Raw genomic sequence first — 16,225 nt, 5'->3', positions numbered from 1 at the left:
CATCAAGGATCGGGATGGCATCCCCCAGATGCCATCCCGGTGGGTCCCCGGGCCTGCTCGCAACGAACCGGCAGGCCCTGTCTTTGTGATCCGCCGCCGCCGCGTCAGTTCGGCAGGGCAAACACCGTCAACGAACCGCCGAGCTCGGTGTACTGGGCCAGTTCCTTGTAGCCACCGACGGCGCCCAGGCCGTCCTGGTCCTTCTCGAGGCCCGCGGCCATGCCGATGCCGGCCCAGCCGCCGATGCCCGAGAACACGCCGATGTACTGCTTGCCCTTGTGCTCGTAGCTGAACACGTTGCCGATGATCCCGGACGGCGTCTTGAACTTGAAGAGCTCCTTGTTGATGTCCTTCTTGTCGACGCACTTCAGATAGCCTTCGAGCGTGCCGTAGCAGCTGAGTCCGCCGGCGGTGTTCAGCGCACCGCTCCAGACCGAGAACTTCTCGGCATGGCTCTGCACGATCTTGCCGGTGCCGGCGTTCCAGGTGATGTAGTTGCCCATGCCGCCATGGCTGCCCGGGGCCGGGAACATCGACAGCGTCGCGCCGACGTACGGCTGGCCGGCGGTGTACTCCACCTTGAACGGCTCGTAGTCCATGCACACGTGGTTGGTCGGCACGTAGAACAGCTTGGTCTCCGGGTCGTACGCGGCCGGCTGCTGGTCCTTGCTGCCCAGCGCCGCCGGGCAGATGCCCTTGGTGTTGACGTCCGCGCCGTTCTGCGCCGTCGAGTACTTCGAAACCACCTGCGGGCGCCCGGTCTTCATGTCGACGTGGGTGGCCCAGTTGACCTGCGGGTCGTACTTCTCGGCGACCAGCAGCGCGCCGGTCACGCGGTCCATCGTGTAGCCGAAGCCGTTGCGGTCGAAGTGCACCAGCGCCTTGGTCGGCTTGCCCTTGACGTCGATGTCGGCCAGGATCATCTCGTTGATGCCGTCGAAATCCCATTCGTCGTACGGCGTCATCTGGTAGACCCACTTCGCCATGCCGGTGTCGACGTCGCGCGCGAAGATCGTCATCGACCACTTGTTGTCGCCCGGCCGCTGCGACGGGTTCCAGGTCGACGGGTTGCCGGTGCCGTAGTACATCAGGTTCAGCGCCTTGTCGTAGCTGTACCAGCCCCAGGTGGTGCCGCCGCCGGTCTTCCACTGGTCGCCCTTCCAGGTCTTGGTCGACGAGTCCTTGCCGACCGGCGCCATCGCGCCGTTGGTCCAGGTCATCGTCTTGTCGGGGTCGATCAGCATGTCGGCGTCGGGGCCGACGCTGTAGCCCTTCCAGGCGAGCTTGCCGTCCTTCAGGTTGTAGGCCGCGATGAAGCCGCGCACGCCCCATTCGCCACCGCTGATGCCGGTGAAGACCTTGTCCTTGAAGATGTGCGGCGCATTGGTGTTGACGGCACCGAGCTTCGGGTCGCCGTTCTTCACGCTCCAGACGACCTTGCCGGTCTTCGCGTCGAGCGCGACCAGCACGCTGTCGGCCTGCTGCAGCACGATCTTGCCTTCGGCATACGCCAGGCCGCGGTTCACCGTGTCGCAGCACATCTGCGGGATCACCGCCGGGTCCTGCTTGGGCTCGTACTTCCAGAGGATCTTCTGGCTGTCGAGGTCGATCGCGAACACCTTGTTCGGGAACGGCGAGTGCAGGTACATCGTGCCGTCGATCACCAGCGGCGAGCCTTCATGGCCGCGCAGCACGCCGGTGGAGAACGTCCACGCGACCTGCAGCTTGCCGACGTTGCCGGTGTTGATCTGGTTGAGCTTGGTGTAGCGCTGGTTGTACATGTCGCCAGCCTGCATCGCCCAGTTCTTGGAGTTGGCGATGTTCTTCTCGACGTCCGCATTGGCCATCGCCAATGGCGGCAGCGCCAGCAACACCATGCCCAGATGGCGCCAGACGCGCCATGTCGACAGACCGGAATTTCGCATCGAAGTCTCCTGTTTTATGAAGTGACCAGAGTCCGGTCGCGAAGCACTGTTTCCAGATCCACCCGAGATCCACCCCGAGATCCACCACACCCAGCGACCCACAGAACTCGGCGGGTGCAGAACCGCAAGTTTTGCGCCCATGCGTGGCCGCGGGATTGCCCGAAGAGGGAAAACCCAGGTTTCGCTCCAGCCCCGTGACGCCGGTGTTCCGGAAATGAAATGCCGCTGACACCTTGCGCCGAATTCGTGGCAACCACGTTCGGCACAGAGTGTTTCAGCGCCGCGCAACGGGCGTGACGCGGAGGGGTCGGTGCCCGTGCGCGCCGTGGCGTGGCGCCGCATTGCGCGGCATTGCACTGCAGCATCGGCGCAGGCCCGTGTATTGCTGTGTTCGTGGTTCATGAGCTTCGCCACGCCCCCTTCGACGATGCTGCGGACCACCGGCCTGACCAAGCGCTATGGCGAGCACGCGGCGCTGCGCGGCTTGTCGCTGCAGCTGCCGGCGGGCCAGTTCGTCGCGCTGCTCGGCCCCAACGGCGCCGGCAAGTCGACCTTGTTCCAGCTGCTGACCGGGCTGTTCGCGGCCGACGAAGGCGAGGTCGAGGTGGCCGGCCATTCGCTGCGCCGCGCGGCCGTGTCGGCGCTGCGCCAGATCGGCGTGGTGTTCCAGCAGATCTCGCTCGACCTCGACCTCAGCATCCGGCGCAACCTGCTGTTCCAGGCCGACCTGCACGGCCTGCCGCGCCGGCTGGCGCGCGAGCGCATCGACGCCGGTTGCGCGCGGCTCGGGCTGGGCGGCGAGCTCGACCGCAAGGTGCGCGAGCTGTCGGGCGGCAATCGCCGCAAGGTCGAGCTGGTGCGCGCCGGGCTGCACCACCCGGCGGTGATGCTGATGGACGAAGCCACCGTCGGGCTGGACCCGAAATCGCGCCAGGACCTGCTGGCCGCGTTGCGCAGCGACGTGCAGGAGCGCGGCGTCTGCGTGCTGTGGGCAACCCACTGGGTCGAGGAGGCGCTGGCCGCCGACCGCGTGCTGGTGCTGCACCAGGGCGCGCTGCTGGCCGACGGCTCGCCGGCCGACGTGACCGCAGCGCTTGGCCGACCCACGCTGGAGGCGGGCTTCATCGCCCGCACCGCCTGATGACCTCCACGCACGCGCCCGTTCACCCTGAGCTTGTCGAAGGACCTGAGCAGGGACTGAGCCTGTCGAAGGCCCGTCCGTCGAAGGGTTGCGCCCGACGCGCGATGGCCGTCGCCTGCGCACTGATCACCTGCTGCACGCTCGCATCGGCGCAAGGCACCGCCTACGTGTCGAGCGAGAAGGACGATGCGCTGACGATGATCGACCTCGCGACGCTCGCGGTGAAGGGCACCGTGCCGACCTGCAAGCGCGGCCGGCACATCCAGGTCACGCCCGATCGCAAGATCATGGTGGCCTGCACCGATGCGAACGCGGCCGACGTGATCGACCCGGCCACCGGAAAATCGTTGCGCCGCGTGCCGCTGGGCGACGAGCCGGAGGCCTTCGACCTGTCGCCCGACGGCAAGACCATCTACGTGTCGAACGAAGACGCCGCCGAGGCCAGCTTCATCGATGCCGCGAGCGGCAAGACGCTGCAGTCGATCAAGGTCGGCCAGGAGCCCGAGGGCGTGAAGGTCGGCGCCGACGGCAAGACGCTGTACATCGCCTCCGAGGTCGCGAGCCTGATCCACGTGATCGACGTCGCGAGCGCGAAGATCACCCACAACGTGAAGGTCGGCAAGCGGCCGCGCCGCATGGCGCTGACACCCGACGGCCGCGAGCTGTGGGTGACCAACGAGCTCGGCGCCAGCATCAGCATCATCGCGACCGCGACGAACACCGTCATCGGCACGATCCCGCTCGAGGTGAAGGGCGCGCGCGCGACCGACATCACGCCGGTCGGCATCCTGATGTCGCGCGACGGCAAGCGGGCCTTCGTCGCGCTCGGGAAGGCCAACCACGTGGCTTTCATCGACGTGGCCAGCCGCAAGACGACGCAGCTGGTGCTGGTCGGCAAGCGGGCCTGGAACGTCGCGCTCGACAAGGCCGAGGCGCGGCTGTTCGTCGTCAACGGGCTGAGCGACGACGTGACGGTGGTCGACGTGGCCGGCGGCAAGGCGATCAAGAGCATCCCGGTCGGCCGCGTGCCGTACGGCGTGGCGATCCTCGAATGACACGCGGTGCCGCAGGCCGCTGGGTACGCTGGACGGTGATGTCGATGTGCTGTGCCGCCACTGCCTCGACCGCCGCCGCCGCGACGCTGAAGGCGACGCTGATCGTGCCGGCCGACGATGCCCGCCTGGAACGCACGCGGCTGGAGCGCGCCTACCTCGGCCACGCCGGTGGCCCGGCGACCGACGGGCTGCAGGTGGCGCTGGACGAAGGCCGGTTCGAGCTGGAAGCCGCCGGTGCGGCGGTCGCCTTGAGCGTCGTGACCGCGGCGACGCCCGATGCCGCGCGCGCCGCCGCGCAGGCCGCCGAGAAGGCCGGCGCAGCCGTCGTGCTGACCGACCTGGACAGCGACGCGACGCTGGCGGTGGCCGATGCGGTGAAGCTGCCGGTGCTGAACCTCGGCGACAGCGCCGACAGGCTGCGCCAGCAGGACTGCCGCGCGCGGCTGTTCCACCTGATCCCGAGCGAACGCATGCGCACCGACGCGCTGGCGCAGACGCTGGTGTCCCGCAAGTGGACCAAGCTGCTGCTGCTCGTCGGCAGCAGCCCGCAGGACCAGGGTCGCGCAGCCACTGCGCAGGCCTCGATCAAGCGCTACGGCCTGCAGGTGGTCGCCAGCAAGCCCTACAGGCTCTCGGCCGACCCGCGCGAGCGCGATCTCGCGAACCCGCTGCTGCTGACCGCCGGCACCGCGTACGACGCGGTGTGGGTGGTCGACAGCGATGGCGAGTTCGCGCGCAGCCTGCCGTACCGCACCGTGCTGCCGCGGCCGGTGGTCGGCGACGCCGGGCTGGTCGCGCTGGCCTGGCATGCGCAGTTCGAACGCTATGGCGCGCCGCAGGTGTCGCGCCGGTTCGCGAAGGCCGCGAAGCGGCCGATGACCGACCACGACTGGGCGGCGTGGATGGGCGGCAAGGCCTTGATCGCGATCGCGGCGGCCGAGCCGAAGGGGCCGAATGCCGCGTGGGCGAAGGCGCTGGCCTCGACGCCGGTCGATGGGTCCAAAGGAGGCAGCCTGAGCTTCCGTCCGTGGGACGGGCAGCTGCGGCAGTCGATGCTGCTGACCGATGGGCAGGGCGTGATCGCGCAGGCGCCGATCGAAGGGCTGCTGCACCCGACCGAGGTGCTCGATACGTTGGGCGCCGATGCACCGGAGAAGCTATGCAAAGCGACACGGTAGATGACGACCCCTCGCCCGACGGGTACGCCGGACGATCCCCCGAGGGGATGCCGGCCGGCTCGGGGCGGCCCGGCGCTCGGCCGGCTGCGCCTGACCAGGCCGTTGCGCGCCACGGCATCGCGCATGCACTGCAGGCGTTGCAGGCCATCGTCGTGCGCGAGCTGTTCAAGTTCTCGCAGCAGACCGGCCGGCTGGTCTCGGCGCTGGTGCGCCCGCTGCTGTGGCTCGCGGTGTTCGCCGCCGGCTTCCGCAACGTGTTCGGCGTCGCGATCGTCGAGCCGTACGACACCTACATCCCGTACGACGTCTACATCGCGCCCGGCCTGGTCGGCATGGTGCTGCTGTTCAACGGCATGCAGTCGTCGCTGGCGATGGTCTACGACCGCGAGATGGGGCTGATGCGGCTGCTGCTGACCGCGCCGCTGCCGCGCTCGTGGCTGCTGTTCAGCAAGCTGTGCGCGACCGCGCTGCTGTCGGTGCTGCAGGCGCTGGCCTTCGTGGCGGTCGCGACGCTGCTCGGCACCGAGCTGCCGCTGTTCTCGTGGGCCGGGCTGCATGCGCTGCTCGCGCTGGTGTGCGGCGCGCTGATGCTGGGCGCGCTCGGGCTGCTGCTGTCGGTGCACATCAAGCAGCTGGAGAACTTCGCCGGCACGATGAACTTCGTGATCTTCCCGATGTACTTCCTGTCGACCGCGCTCTACCCGTTGTGGAAGCTGCAGGAATCGGGTGCCGGATGGGTGTACCAGCTGGCGCGCTTCAACCCGTTCACGCACGCGGTCGAGTGGATCCGCTTCGCGCTGTACGGCAAGGACCCGGGTGTGGCGCCGTGGGTGGTGCTGGGCTGCTTGCTGGCGTTCTTCGTGGTGGCCTGTTGGGGCTATGACCCGCAGCGCGGCTTCGGAGGCTTGGCGAAACGAGGAGGCGGTCCGCCATGACCGTCACCCGCCGTGAATTCATCGGTGCTGCAGCGGCACTCGGCGCGCGGCCGCTGGCGCACGCGCAATCGCCTTACCCGTCGCGTCCCATCGTGATGTGGATCCCGTGGCCGGCCGGTGGCGCGACCGATCTCTCGCTGCGCCTGCTGGCCGAACTCGCCTCGCAGCACCTCGGGCAGCCGGTGGTCACGGAGAACCGCGGCGGCGCCGGCGGCACGCTGGCGATGCCGATCCTGCAGCAGGCCGAGCCCGACGGCTACACCATCGCGCAGCTGCCGCAGCCGATCTTCCGCGCGGTGCACACGCAGAAGGTGCTGTGGGACCCGATCCGCGACGTGACGCCGATCCTGCAGGTCTCCGGCGTCACCTTCGGCGTGCTGGTCGGCGCCGGCAGCAAGCTGCGCAAGCTCGACGACCTGTTCGCCTATGCACGCCAGAACCCCGGCCGCCTGACGATCGCGACCAACGGCGTCGGCACCACGCCGCACGTGGTGCTCGAAGAGCTGTTCACCGCGCGCGGGCTGAAGTACATCCACGTGCCGTACAAGGGCACGTCGGAGCAGATGATCGCGGTCGATTCCGGGCAGGTGATGGTCGGCGTCAATTCCACCGGCTTCGGGCCCTTCGTCGATTCGGGCCGGCTGCGGCTGCTCGCCACCTTCGCCGCGCAGCGCTCGCGCCGCTGGCCGCAGGTGCCGACGCTGCGCGAGCTCGGCTTCGACATCGTCGCGATGTCGCCCTACGGGCTGGGCGGGCCGCGCGGGTTGCCGGCCGACGTGGTCGCGGTGCTGCACGACGCGTTCCGGAAGGCGCTGTTCGACCCGCTGTTCGCGCAGGAGCTGACCAAGTACGACCAGCAGATCGACTACCTCGGCCCGGCCGAGTACGCCGAGGTCTGCCGCCAGCAGTTCATCAAGGAGGGGCTCATCGTTGAACGCATGGGCCTGTCGCGTGGCGGCATCTGAAGCCCGCCCGCGCTGGCGCTCGCGGCGCGATGCCGGTGCCGTGCTGCTGGCCGCGCTGGCCAGCTACGGCCTCGCGTCGTGGCTCGAACTCGGCGAACGGGTGCAGCGCTGGGTCGCACCTTACGAGCACTGGCAGGCCGACGAGCTGCCGTTCAGCCTGACGGTGCTGGCCGGCGGGCTCGCGTGGTATGCGCTGCGCCGCGCGCAGGAGGCCCGCGCGCAGCTCGCGCTGCGCGAGCAGGCCGAGGCGCAGGCGCGTGCGCTGCTGCTGCACAACCGCGAGCTGGCGCGCCAGCTGATCGCGGTGCAGGAGAGCGAGCGGCTGGCCTTGTCGCGCGAGCTGCACGACGAGCTGGGCCAGGGCTGCGCCGCGGTGCGCGCTGAAACCGCGTTCGTCCGCCTGTGCGGCGCGGCCGACCGCAACGCCACGCTGGCGGCGGTGGAGCGCGCCGACCGCGCGGCGCAGCAGCTGTACCAGGCGGTGCGCGGCATGCTGCGCCGCCTGCGGCCGGCCAACCTCGACGAGCTGGGGCTGGTCGCGGCGCTGCAGGAGCTGTGCGAAGCGTGGGAAGAGCGCAGCGGCGTCGCCTGCATCTTTCACCACGAGGCATTCGCGCAGGACTTCGGCGATGCGGTCGACATCGCGCTGTACCGCGTGGCGCAGGAAGGCCTGACCAACGTGCTGCGCCATGCCCGCGCCAGCGCGGTGCACGTGAGGCTGGGCCGCAGCGTGCAGGGCGAGCTGCAGCTGAGCATCGAGGACGACGGGCGGGGCATGGACCTGGCCGCCGCGACGCGCGGCCTCGGCCTGCTGGGGGCGGCCGAGCGGGCCGCGGCGCTGGGCGGCGAGCTGGACCTGCGCGCGGCGCCGGGCCGCGGTGTGCGGCTCGCGATGCGCGTGCCGATGCCGGCCGCCGCGCCGACCGGTGCGGCGCGGTCCGACGAGGCGCTCGCATGATTCGCGTGCTGCTGGCCGACGACCACCCGGTGGTGCGCAGCGGCTACCTGCGGCTGCTCGACCAGGCGGGCGACATCCAGGTGATCGCCGAAGCGGGCGATGCCGATGCGGCGCATGCAGCCTTCGTCGCGCACCGGCCCGACGTGCTGGTCACCGACCTCGCGATGCCCGGTGGCGGCGGATTGGCGCTGCTGCGCCGCGTGCTGCTGCGCGATGCGCAGGCGCGGCTGCTGGTGTTCAGCATGCACGACGCGCCGGTGCTGGTGCGGCGCGCGCTGCAGGCCGGCGCCAGGGGATTCCTGACGAAGGCGAGCGCGCCGGAGTGCCTGGTCGACGCGGTGCGCGAGCTGCATGCGGGGCGGCGTTACCTGGGCCGCGAGCTGTCGCCGGCGCTGTTCGAACGCGATCCGCATGACGAGGCGGCGCGCTTGGCCGAGCTGAGCGCGCGCGAGTTCGAAGTGTTCCGGTTGCTCGCGCAAGGCCATTCGGCCGGCGCGTGCGCCGAGGTGCTGAAGCTCAGCCCCAAGACCGTTGCCAACCTGCAAACGGCGATCAAGGACAAGCTCGGCGTGGTGACGTCCGCCGCGCTGGTGCACCTGGCGATACGGCATCAGGTGATCAGCACGGCGGGTGCCTAGGGCGGACGGGATCGGGTCACGGACCGTGCCGACAGTGACCGCAGTTGCCTCTCAGCTTCCACGCGCTTTGCGCCCGAAAATCACGAACTCAATGAGAACAGCGAGAAGCAATCCCCCGAGCCAATAGGGAAGGAGGATCAGGGCGAAACTCGCGATCTGGAAGAGCAGGAGTTGCGTGTAGACCTCATCGAAGGCTGCCCAGTACAGCGGAGTTCCTGCGTCATCCTTCAAATTGACGTCGGCACCGTTGGCGACGAGAAACTCCACGATGTCTTGCCTGCCGCTCCGAGCAGCCGCGATCAATGCAGTCTGACCGTCATCGAACGCACGCGCATTGACGCTCACGTTCTGCGACACCAATTCCTTCACGCGGGGGAGGTTGCCGCTCGACGCTGCCCATACCTGGTCGTTGGTGTTTTGCGGTGAACAGGCCGCGATGGTCAGTGACGACAAGAGAGCCGCGATGAGCAGAGTCGCAAGTAGCCGTGCCGACCCGGCGATGGCAGGTCGGTGATGACGTGGAACTGCTTGCAGCATTCGAATTCGGCTTTGTTGCGTTCGATGATCGTCTTCGTTGTCGACAGCGTGCGCTACCGATCGAACGATTCCTTCTGAGTCCGATAGGTCGTCTCCTCGAGCGCGTCCTCGGGGGCCAGGCTGCTCGCAAGCCGGCGTTTGAGGACGCGATCCCGATCGAACACGATGGTGGCAACAAATCCTTCCGCTCCGTCCCCTCCGCGAAGGACCAGGTGAAAGGACTTCCCCTTCGGAACCAGCTTGGCAGTTCGAACGTTGCCGAGACCACGGAACGACGATCGGGGCACGGCGAGTGGCCGACCATTCACGGTGATCTCGAGGCCCGTGACGAGACTGCATGGGCGGCCCTGCGCCGCACACTCTCGCTCGACCAACGCTGCAACGTCGGGCGATCCTTTCGCTCCCGACATCACCATCGTGGTCACCATCGCGCGTGCCGACTGCTTTGCGCGAACGCCCTCGACGACGGTCTGTCCGTCCGCCGGCAACTCCACGGGCCGGTCGTCAATCGCGAACGCGGCGTTTGCCAGAAACAACCCGAGAAACAAGCCGCAAAGTGAACGCATGGCTACGGAATGACTCGGAGCCTGCGATCCTGGCTGACGCCAATGAGATCTCGAATGCTCCTGGGTTGAATGATGCAGCCCTCTGATGCCGATCGATTCCCGGCGTTGTTGTCGCCATGGATGAGGAAACCGGATCGACCATGCATCCAGTTGTCGACGTCCGGCGTGAGACGCATTGAGCCAGGCAAACTCAAGCCGGCCCCTGTGAGGTTGTTCTGCTGCTGGCCGATTGTGTAGCCACCGGTTGGCAATGGGCCAACCGACGGAACGAAGTCGAGCGCAGGGTTGTTCACGCCTGCACCGTGGCCGGCGTACATGGGTCCGCCGATCGGCTGTGGTGGACCGCCACCAAGATTGGCTGTGGGTTGGTAATACATCTGGCCCGCTGATTGGACATAAACCCAATCAAGTCCCGCAGGATCGATTCGGGTGACCGGGTTTCCTTCGACGTATGCATATGGATTGACACCCCCAGCAAGGCCGATGGGATCTGGCTGTGTGTAATGCCCCGCCGCATCTTCGTACGTGAGGGCGAGAGCCAACAGGATCACCAAAGGCTTGAAATCAATTCGATTGAACATCTTCTTTTCTCCAGATCAATGTTGTCTACAAAGACTTCCTCGCATCCTCGACGCGCCTGAGATAGGCGGCCTCGGCTTCCGGACTGCTGGGTTGCCAGCCCAGCGACTGCGCGCGCTGATCCCATTCCATGGCCTGTCGATTCAGTTCCAGATACTTGAGCCTCTCCTTCAGCGGCATCCGTGGGTCGGGGCTGTTGTAGTCGAGCCGGTAGGAGACCTCGGCCATCCAGCCGTAGGTCGCTGCAAGGTGCAGCATGCCGGTGACGTGTCTCGGTGCGTGGCGCAGCGAGAGCAGTGCCAGGTCCACACGAGCTTGCAGCACGCCGTTCGCTTCATAGAACTCGAGCAGTGTGTCGACCATCACGATGGCCGCCTCCTTCTTCGACAATGGCCGCATGTAGATGCCGGTTCGCAAGGACAGGTCGGTCATCTCGTACAGCTGCCGCAACCAGGCGTCGCGAGCGAATCCGCCGCCGCTCGTTGTCTCGATGTTGTAAATCCAACCACCCTCGTCGCGGTACTTGACGAAGATGTGCCTGGGGACGGTCGCCAGCGTCACGTTGAGGCCGATCCTCTGGCCGAGGACGACGAACAAGCTCGGCATCGAAACGCAATTTCCTTTGTGGGTATCGAGATAGCTGGACAGAAGCTTGTTGTGAAGGTTCTTTCCGAGCGGGTCGTCGAGGTCGTACTGGAAAGGCCGGTTGCCGTTCCAGGGACCCGCCACGTACAGATACTTCTTCAAGGCTTCCACCTTCACCATGCCGGTTGCCATGACGGGGAACATGGCGTTGATCTCGTTGGCCATGTCGTCGAGCCGCCGGAGGTTGCCGGGAACGTCGATGCCCGGATCGATCATTCGTTGCAGCGTGAGAATGAATTCGCCGAGGTCGAGCGCCTCCTCTGGTTTCTCGAGTTCTGCCTTGATCGATTGCAGATGCGCCGTGAAGGCCACGGGCTTCGGAAGCGGCGTGTTCTGGGCAAATGCTGCTGCGCCGCTGAGCAGCAGCGCAGCGAGACTGTGCAAGAGGGTCTTCATGATCTTCCGGATGCTGGACGCGAGCACGCCACGCGGGCGTACGCAATGAATCTCGCCGTGCACTGATTCGAATCAGTGGCACCGCAAGCGCTGATACATCGTGGATGTCGAGCGCAAAGAACTTGCGCTGACGGGCGCTGCCGACCGTGTGGCGGGCATGCCGTTGAGACGGCGCCTTGTGAGGCACTGGAAGTGGTCGCAATCTACCCGGGGTGCGCAGGCAGCGTCAATCCCGGGCCCACCTGACGGATCGCCCTTGGTGGAAACGAGCAGTGCGGCCGGGAAGTTTTCCCTGTGCCGCACACGAGCCGCTGGTTAGCGTGGCACCACCACCACCACTACCACTACCACTACCACCACCACCCAGCCGACCCGCGCAACTCCGACAAGGAACCACGCACCCCCGGAGACTTCACATGCATCACCCCCGCCGGTCACCCTGGCGCATTCGCCCGCTCGCGAACGCATCGCTGCTCGCCCTGATGGCGCACGGTCCCGCCGCCCGCGCGCAGACGGCGCCTGTCGTCGTGCTGCCCGAGGTCGAGATCGTGCTGGCCACGCCGGTCCCCGGCACCGGCGTGCCGAAGGACCAGATCCCGTCCAACGTGCAGACCGCCACCGACCGGCGGCTGCGCCAGTTGCAGAGCCTGAACCTGCCGGAGTTCATGCGCACGCAATTGCCGAGCGTCAACGTCAACGAGCTGCAGGGCAACCCGTACCAGATGGACGTCAACTACCGCGGCTTCACCGCCAGCCCGCTGCTCGGCACGCCGCAGGGGCTGTCGGTGTTCCTCGACGGGGTGCGCGTCAACGAGCCCTTCGGCGACATCGTCAACTGGGACCTGCTGCCGCGGGCCGCGCTGGCCAGCATCACGCTGCTGCCGGGCTCGAACCCGTTGTTCGGGCTGAACACGCTGGGCGGCGCGTTGTCGCTGCAGACCAAGAGCGGCGACACCCACCCCGGCACCGAACTCGAAGTGGAGGGCGGCTCGTTCGGCCGCATCAGCACCGAGCTGACGCACGGCCGCCGGCTCGGCGAGACCGGCCACCTCTTCATGGCCTTCGGCGCGCTGAACGAAGACGGCTGGCGCGACGAATCGCCGTCGCGCGTGCGGCAGCTGTTCGTCAAGGGCGGGCAGCGCAGCCGCAGCTTCTCGTGGGACCTGAGCCTCGGCCATGCGGACAACCAACTGGTCGGCAACGGCGCACTGCCGGAATCGATGCTGGCGCAGCGCCGCGAGCAGGTCTACACGCGACCGGACCTGACCGACAACGAGGCGACGCTGCTGACCTTCAACACGACCGCGACGCTGGACCCGGCATGGGAGATGGCGGCCACCGCCTACGCGCGGCGCAGCCGCGCGTCGACGCTGAACGGCGACCTGAACGACGACTACGACCCGCCGGCCGTCGAGGAGACCGGCGTCGAGAACCGCACCCGCACGCGCACCGACAGCGAGGGGCTGGCGGTGCAGGCGACCTGGCATGCGCAGCCGCACCGCGTGACCGTCGGCGTGTCGCACGACCGCTCGCGCCACCGCTTCATGCAGAGCGAGGCCGAAGGCGGGCTCGATGCGAGCCGCGCGGTGATCCCGACCGAAGACGCCGAGGTCAATGCGCAGATCTCCGGCCGCAGCCGCACCAACAGCGTCTACGTCACCGACTTGTTCGCGCTGCAGTCGAACCTGCAGCTCACCGTCTCGGGCCGCTACAACGACACCCGCGTCAGCACCGTCGACGAAGGGCGTGCCGAGCTGGGCCTGCCGACCAACCTGGATGCCGCCGACCGCTACCGCAAGTTCAACCCGGCAGTCGGTGCGACCTGGCAGGTGACGCCAAGCTTCACCGCCTATGGCGGCTGGAGCCAGGGCAACCGCGCGCCGAGCCCGATCGAACTCGGCTGCTCGGACCCGGTCCATGCCTGCGTGCTGCCGAACGCGCTGCAGTCGGATCCTCCCCTGAAGCAGGTGGTGTCGCGCACGCTGGAAGCCGGCGTGCGCGGCACGCTGGAGTCAGTGGCACAAGGGCTGCGCTGGAATGCGTCGGTGTTCCGCACCGTCAACCAGGATGATTTGCTGTTCATCAGCAACGGGCTGTCGGCCGGCTACTTCAGCAACGTCGGCCGCACCGTGCGCCAGGGCGTGGAGCTCGGCCTGTCGCAGCAGAGCGGGGCGCTGAACTGGGCGTTGTCGTACAGCTACCTGCGCGCCACCTTCGACTCGCCGGCCTGCCTGGTGTCCGAAGCCAACAGCAGCGCCGAGACCCGTGCCGCCTGCAGCGGCGACGACGAGATCGAGGTGCGCAAAGGCGACCGCCTGCCCGGCCTGCCGAGCCACACGCTGAAGCTCGGCCTGGACCTGCAGGCCGCGCCGGGCTGGCGCGTCGGCGGGCAACTGCGGGCGCAATCGAAGCAGTACGTGCGCGGCAACGAGAACAATGCCCAGCAGCCGGACGGCGTCGACTTCTTCGGCAGCGGCCGCACCGCCGGGTTCGCGGTGCTCGACCTGACGACCGGCTGGACCTTCCGGCCGGGCTGGGAGCTGTTCGGCAAGCTGTCGAACGTGTTCGATCGCAAGTACTCGACGGGCGGGCTGCTCGGCAGCAATGCGTTCGATGCGAACGGCGCGGTGCAGGTGCCGGCGGACTGGAAGCATGAGCAGTTCGTTGCGCCGGGGGCGCCGCGGGCCGGCTGGATCGGGCTGCGGGTGTCGTTCGGGGCGGCCGAGATCTGAGCGGCCATCACACGCCCAGGCCGCCGTGAGGCATAGTCACGCGGGTCTGCTGCACGCACCACGGGACTTCAAATTGACACGCACCGCCAGTGAAACGGTCAGGGAACTCGTCGACCGCGTCACCCGACTGAGAAATGGTGACTCGAGCCAGGTCGATGCGCTGGCGAACCTGTACGCCGCAGACGCGCGCGTCACCCACCCGTTTCACCCGGAGCAGGCAAGCTCGGCGACCGTCGGTCGAGCGTCGCTGCGAGCGCATTTTGCAAAGCTGCCGCAAGCGGGCGTGCCGGTCTCGTCCAGCGTTGCGGACTGGAAGCTGCACACGACGGCCGATCCGGAAGTCGTCATTGCCGAGTTCCGCTACGAGGGCAGCATTGATCAACGGCCGTTGAACACGCGTTGCATCTTCGTCGTTCGCGTGGTCGACGGCCTGATCGTCGAGTCCCGGGACTACATCGACCACCTGGCCTCTGCGCGGGCGTACGGCGTGCTGCCCGAGGTTCTCGCACGAATGAGTACCGCGCAGGAGTGAAACGCTGGTGAACTCTCTCCACCCGAACCACCCCGCCTGGCGCGCCGCGCTCATCGACCTCGACGGCACGATGGTCGACACGCTCGGCGACTTCGCCGTCGCGCTGAACGCGATGCTCGGCGAACTGGCGCTGCCGCCGATCGGGCGCGACTTCATCGCGCACACGGTCGGCAAGGGTTCGGAGCACCTGATCCGCCGCACGCTGATGGAAGTGGACGGCGTGGACGACCGCTACGAAGAGGCCTGGGCCAGTTACCAGCGGCACTACCGGCGCGTCAACGGCGAGCAGGCCGAGGTGTTTCCCGGCGTGGTCGAGGGACTGCTGCGCCTGCAGCGTGCCGGCGTGCCGCTGGCCTGCCTGACGAACAAGCCGACGGCCTTTGCGCAGGCGCTGCTCGAGAAGAAGCAGCTGGCCGGCTTCTTCCGCCATGTGTTCGGCGGCGATGCGTTCGCGCAGAAGAAGCCGCACCCGCTGCCGTTGCTCGAATCGTGCAAGGCGCTCGGCGTGCCGCCGTCACAGGTGCTGATGGTCGGCGACTCCGCCAACGACGCGCAGGCGGCCCGCGCGGCGGGCTGCCCGGTGATCCTCGTGACCTACGGCTACAACCACGGCGAGCCGGTGCGAGAGGTCGATGCCGATGGGTTCATCGACCGGCTCGACCAGTTGGTGCCCGGCTAGTTGTTGCCGGCACCGGCGCCGTTGCCGGTGGCGGCTTTTCCGAGCAACGCGTCCTTCAGTGACGAATCGGCGGGCGAATGGCCCAGCCAGATCTTCAGCAGCGACGAATAGAACTCCGGTTCCTTGATCGGCTCGTTGGCCGGCTTGCCGTTGACGACGATCACCGTGCCCTGGCCGGGCAGCCAGTCGACGTAGAACGAATCACCGGCCACCAGCTTCTTCTTCGCCGAGAACACCTCGCTCAGCTTCAGCGTGCCGCCGATCGACTTCATGAAGTCGTCGCGCGTGGTGTTCTGTTCCATGCCGCGCGTGAAGAGCTTGCCGAGCTCGTTCGCGTCGATGTCGCGCAGCATCGTGATGTGCATGCGGCGCGGGCCCGGCGTCGCGAGCACCGCCTCGGGCGTCGTCGCTTTCGCGGTCAGGTACAGGCCGGCGGTGTAGACCTTGAAGATCGCCTTGTAGCGGATGCCGGCGCCGTTCAGCACCAGCTTCGTGTTGGCCACCTGCACGGTGGATTCGTAGCGCACGCCGGCCAGTTCGACGGCCGGAGGCTGGGTCTGGGCTTGCGCCGCAAGCGGTGCCGCGAAGGCGGTGGCCGTGGCGGCCAGCAGGAAGATTCGACGAATCACGGCAGTCTCCATCTCGTTGTCATCGTGAGCCCGACGCCCCAGTATGGAGCGCTCCAGGCAACGCAGGAGTGTCTGTCGGTGACAAGGGCGGGTCCATTCATGATTTCACGGACGACCGATCGCTTCCCCGGATGG

The 16,225-nt window shown here is 67.7% G+C and carries 16 protein-coding genes; 10 read left to right on the top strand and 6 right to left on the bottom strand.

Going from position 1 to position 16,225, the window contains the following annotated elements:
- Positions 1-104 precede the first annotated feature (104 nt).
- The gene (gene xoxF / locus FHT26_RS28700; RefSeq protein ID WP_490362822.1) at positions 105-1,847 is read right to left on the bottom strand and encodes a PQQ-dependent ethylene glycol dehydrogenase XoxF; all 1,743 of its coding nucleotides are present in this window, start codon (positions 1,845-1,847) and stop codon (positions 105-107) included.
- Positions 1,848-2,352: 505 nt separating this feature from the next.
- Here xoxF and FHT26_RS28695 point away from each other — a divergent pair.
- The 7 genes from FHT26_RS28695 (at position 2,353) to FHT26_RS28665 (ending at position 8,795) form a co-directional block, all read left to right on the top strand.
- The gene (locus FHT26_RS28695; protein ID WP_168563489.1) at positions 2,353-3,066 is read left to right on the top strand and encodes an ABC transporter ATP-binding protein; all 714 of its coding nucleotides are present in this window, start codon (positions 2,353-2,355) and stop codon (positions 3,064-3,066) included.
- A gap of 104 nt (positions 3,067-3,170) precedes the next feature.
- Positions 3,171-4,121, top strand: coding sequence for a PQQ-dependent catabolism-associated beta-propeller protein (locus tag FHT26_RS28690; RefSeq protein ID WP_168563488.1), 951 nt, complete (start codon positions 3,171-3,173; stop codon positions 4,119-4,121).
- A 38-nt stretch (positions 4,122-4,159) separates the two neighbouring features.
- Positions 4,160-5,299 (top strand): ABC transporter substrate-binding protein, encoded by a 1,140-nt coding sequence (locus tag FHT26_RS28685; protein ID WP_246868149.1) that lies wholly within the window; start codon positions 4,160-4,162, stop codon positions 5,297-5,299.
- A gap of 47 nt (positions 5,300-5,346) precedes the next feature.
- Positions 5,347-6,234 (top strand): ABC transporter permease, encoded by an 888-nt coding sequence (locus FHT26_RS28680; RefSeq protein WP_168563523.1) that lies wholly within the window; start codon positions 5,347-5,349, stop codon positions 6,232-6,234.
- The gene (locus FHT26_RS28675; RefSeq protein WP_168563486.1) at positions 6,231-7,199 is read left to right on the top strand and encodes a Bug family tripartite tricarboxylate transporter substrate binding protein; all 969 of its coding nucleotides are present in this window, start codon (positions 6,231-6,233) and stop codon (positions 7,197-7,199) included. Before FHT26_RS28680 ends, FHT26_RS28675 begins: the two co-directional genes overlap by 4 nt.
- Entirely contained in the window at positions 7,186-8,157 is a 972-nt protein-coding gene (locus tag FHT26_RS30575; RefSeq protein WP_168563485.1) for an ATP-binding protein, read from the top strand. The genes FHT26_RS28675 and FHT26_RS30575 overlap by 14 nt, the downstream gene beginning before the upstream one ends.
- Positions 8,154-8,795, top strand: coding sequence for a response regulator (locus tag FHT26_RS28665; protein ID WP_168563484.1), 642 nt, complete (start codon positions 8,154-8,156; stop codon positions 8,793-8,795). Before FHT26_RS30575 ends, FHT26_RS28665 begins: the two co-directional genes overlap by 4 nt.
- Before the next feature lie 51 nt (positions 8,796-8,846).
- Here the strand turns inward: FHT26_RS28665 and FHT26_RS28660 are convergent, their stop codons facing one another.
- From FHT26_RS28660 to FHT26_RS28640, 4 genes are read right to left on the bottom strand one after another with little or no spacing between them, the layout of a single operon-like run.
- Positions 8,847-9,332, bottom strand: a complete 486-nt coding sequence (locus FHT26_RS28660; RefSeq protein ID WP_168563483.1) for an ankyrin repeat domain-containing protein — start codon at positions 9,330-9,332, stop codon at positions 8,847-8,849.
- A 53-nt stretch (positions 9,333-9,385) separates the two neighbouring features.
- Positions 9,386-9,898: a hypothetical protein gene (locus FHT26_RS28655; RefSeq protein ID WP_168563482.1), complete on the bottom strand. Its 513-nt coding sequence runs from the start codon at positions 9,896-9,898 to the stop codon at positions 9,386-9,388.
- Positions 9,899-9,900: 2 nt separating this feature from the next.
- Positions 9,901-10,479 carry an RHS repeat-associated core domain-containing protein gene (locus FHT26_RS29595; protein ID WP_210427652.1) on the bottom strand — a complete coding sequence of 193 codons (579 nt, stop codon included), beginning with the start codon at positions 10,477-10,479 and terminating at the stop codon, positions 9,901-9,903.
- A gap of 25 nt (positions 10,480-10,504) precedes the next feature.
- The gene (locus FHT26_RS28640; RefSeq protein WP_168563481.1) at positions 10,505-11,518 is read right to left on the bottom strand and encodes a transglutaminase family protein; all 1,014 of its coding nucleotides are present in this window, start codon (positions 11,516-11,518) and stop codon (positions 10,505-10,507) included.
- A gap of 416 nt (positions 11,519-11,934) precedes the next feature.
- On the opposite strand from FHT26_RS28640, the gene FHT26_RS28635 reads away from it, so the two are divergent.
- The 3 genes from FHT26_RS28635 to FHT26_RS28625 all read left to right on the top strand — a co-directional run bounded on the left by FHT26_RS28635 (position 11,935) and on the right by FHT26_RS28625 (position 15,461).
- Positions 11,935-14,250 (top strand): TonB-dependent receptor, encoded by a 2,316-nt coding sequence (locus FHT26_RS28635; RefSeq protein WP_168563480.1) that lies wholly within the window; start codon positions 11,935-11,937, stop codon positions 14,248-14,250.
- Positions 14,251-14,323: 73 nt separating this feature from the next.
- A complete protein-coding gene (locus FHT26_RS28630; RefSeq protein WP_168563479.1) occupies positions 14,324-14,782 on the top strand; it encodes a nuclear transport factor 2 family protein in 459 nt (152 codons plus the stop codon).
- Positions 14,783-14,789: 7 nt separating this feature from the next.
- Positions 14,790-15,461, top strand: a complete 672-nt coding sequence (locus tag FHT26_RS28625) for a phosphoglycolate phosphatase (protein WP_168563478.1) — start codon at positions 14,790-14,792, stop codon at positions 15,459-15,461.
- Here the strand turns inward: FHT26_RS28625 and FHT26_RS28620 are convergent.
- Positions 15,458-16,090 carry a chalcone isomerase family protein gene (locus FHT26_RS28620; RefSeq protein WP_349238239.1) on the bottom strand — a complete coding sequence of 211 codons (633 nt, stop codon included), beginning with the start codon at positions 16,088-16,090 and terminating at the stop codon, positions 15,458-15,460. The genes FHT26_RS28625 and FHT26_RS28620 overlap by 4 nt on opposite strands.
- Positions 16,091-16,225 lie beyond the last annotated feature (135 nt).

This window comes from Rhizobacter sp. SG703 (genome assembly GCF_012275445.1).
In the GTDB taxonomy this organism is placed as follows: Bacteria; Pseudomonadota; Gammaproteobacteria; order Burkholderiales; family Burkholderiaceae_C; genus Rhizobacter.
This window is presented reverse-complemented; position numbering and strand designations above follow the sequence as displayed.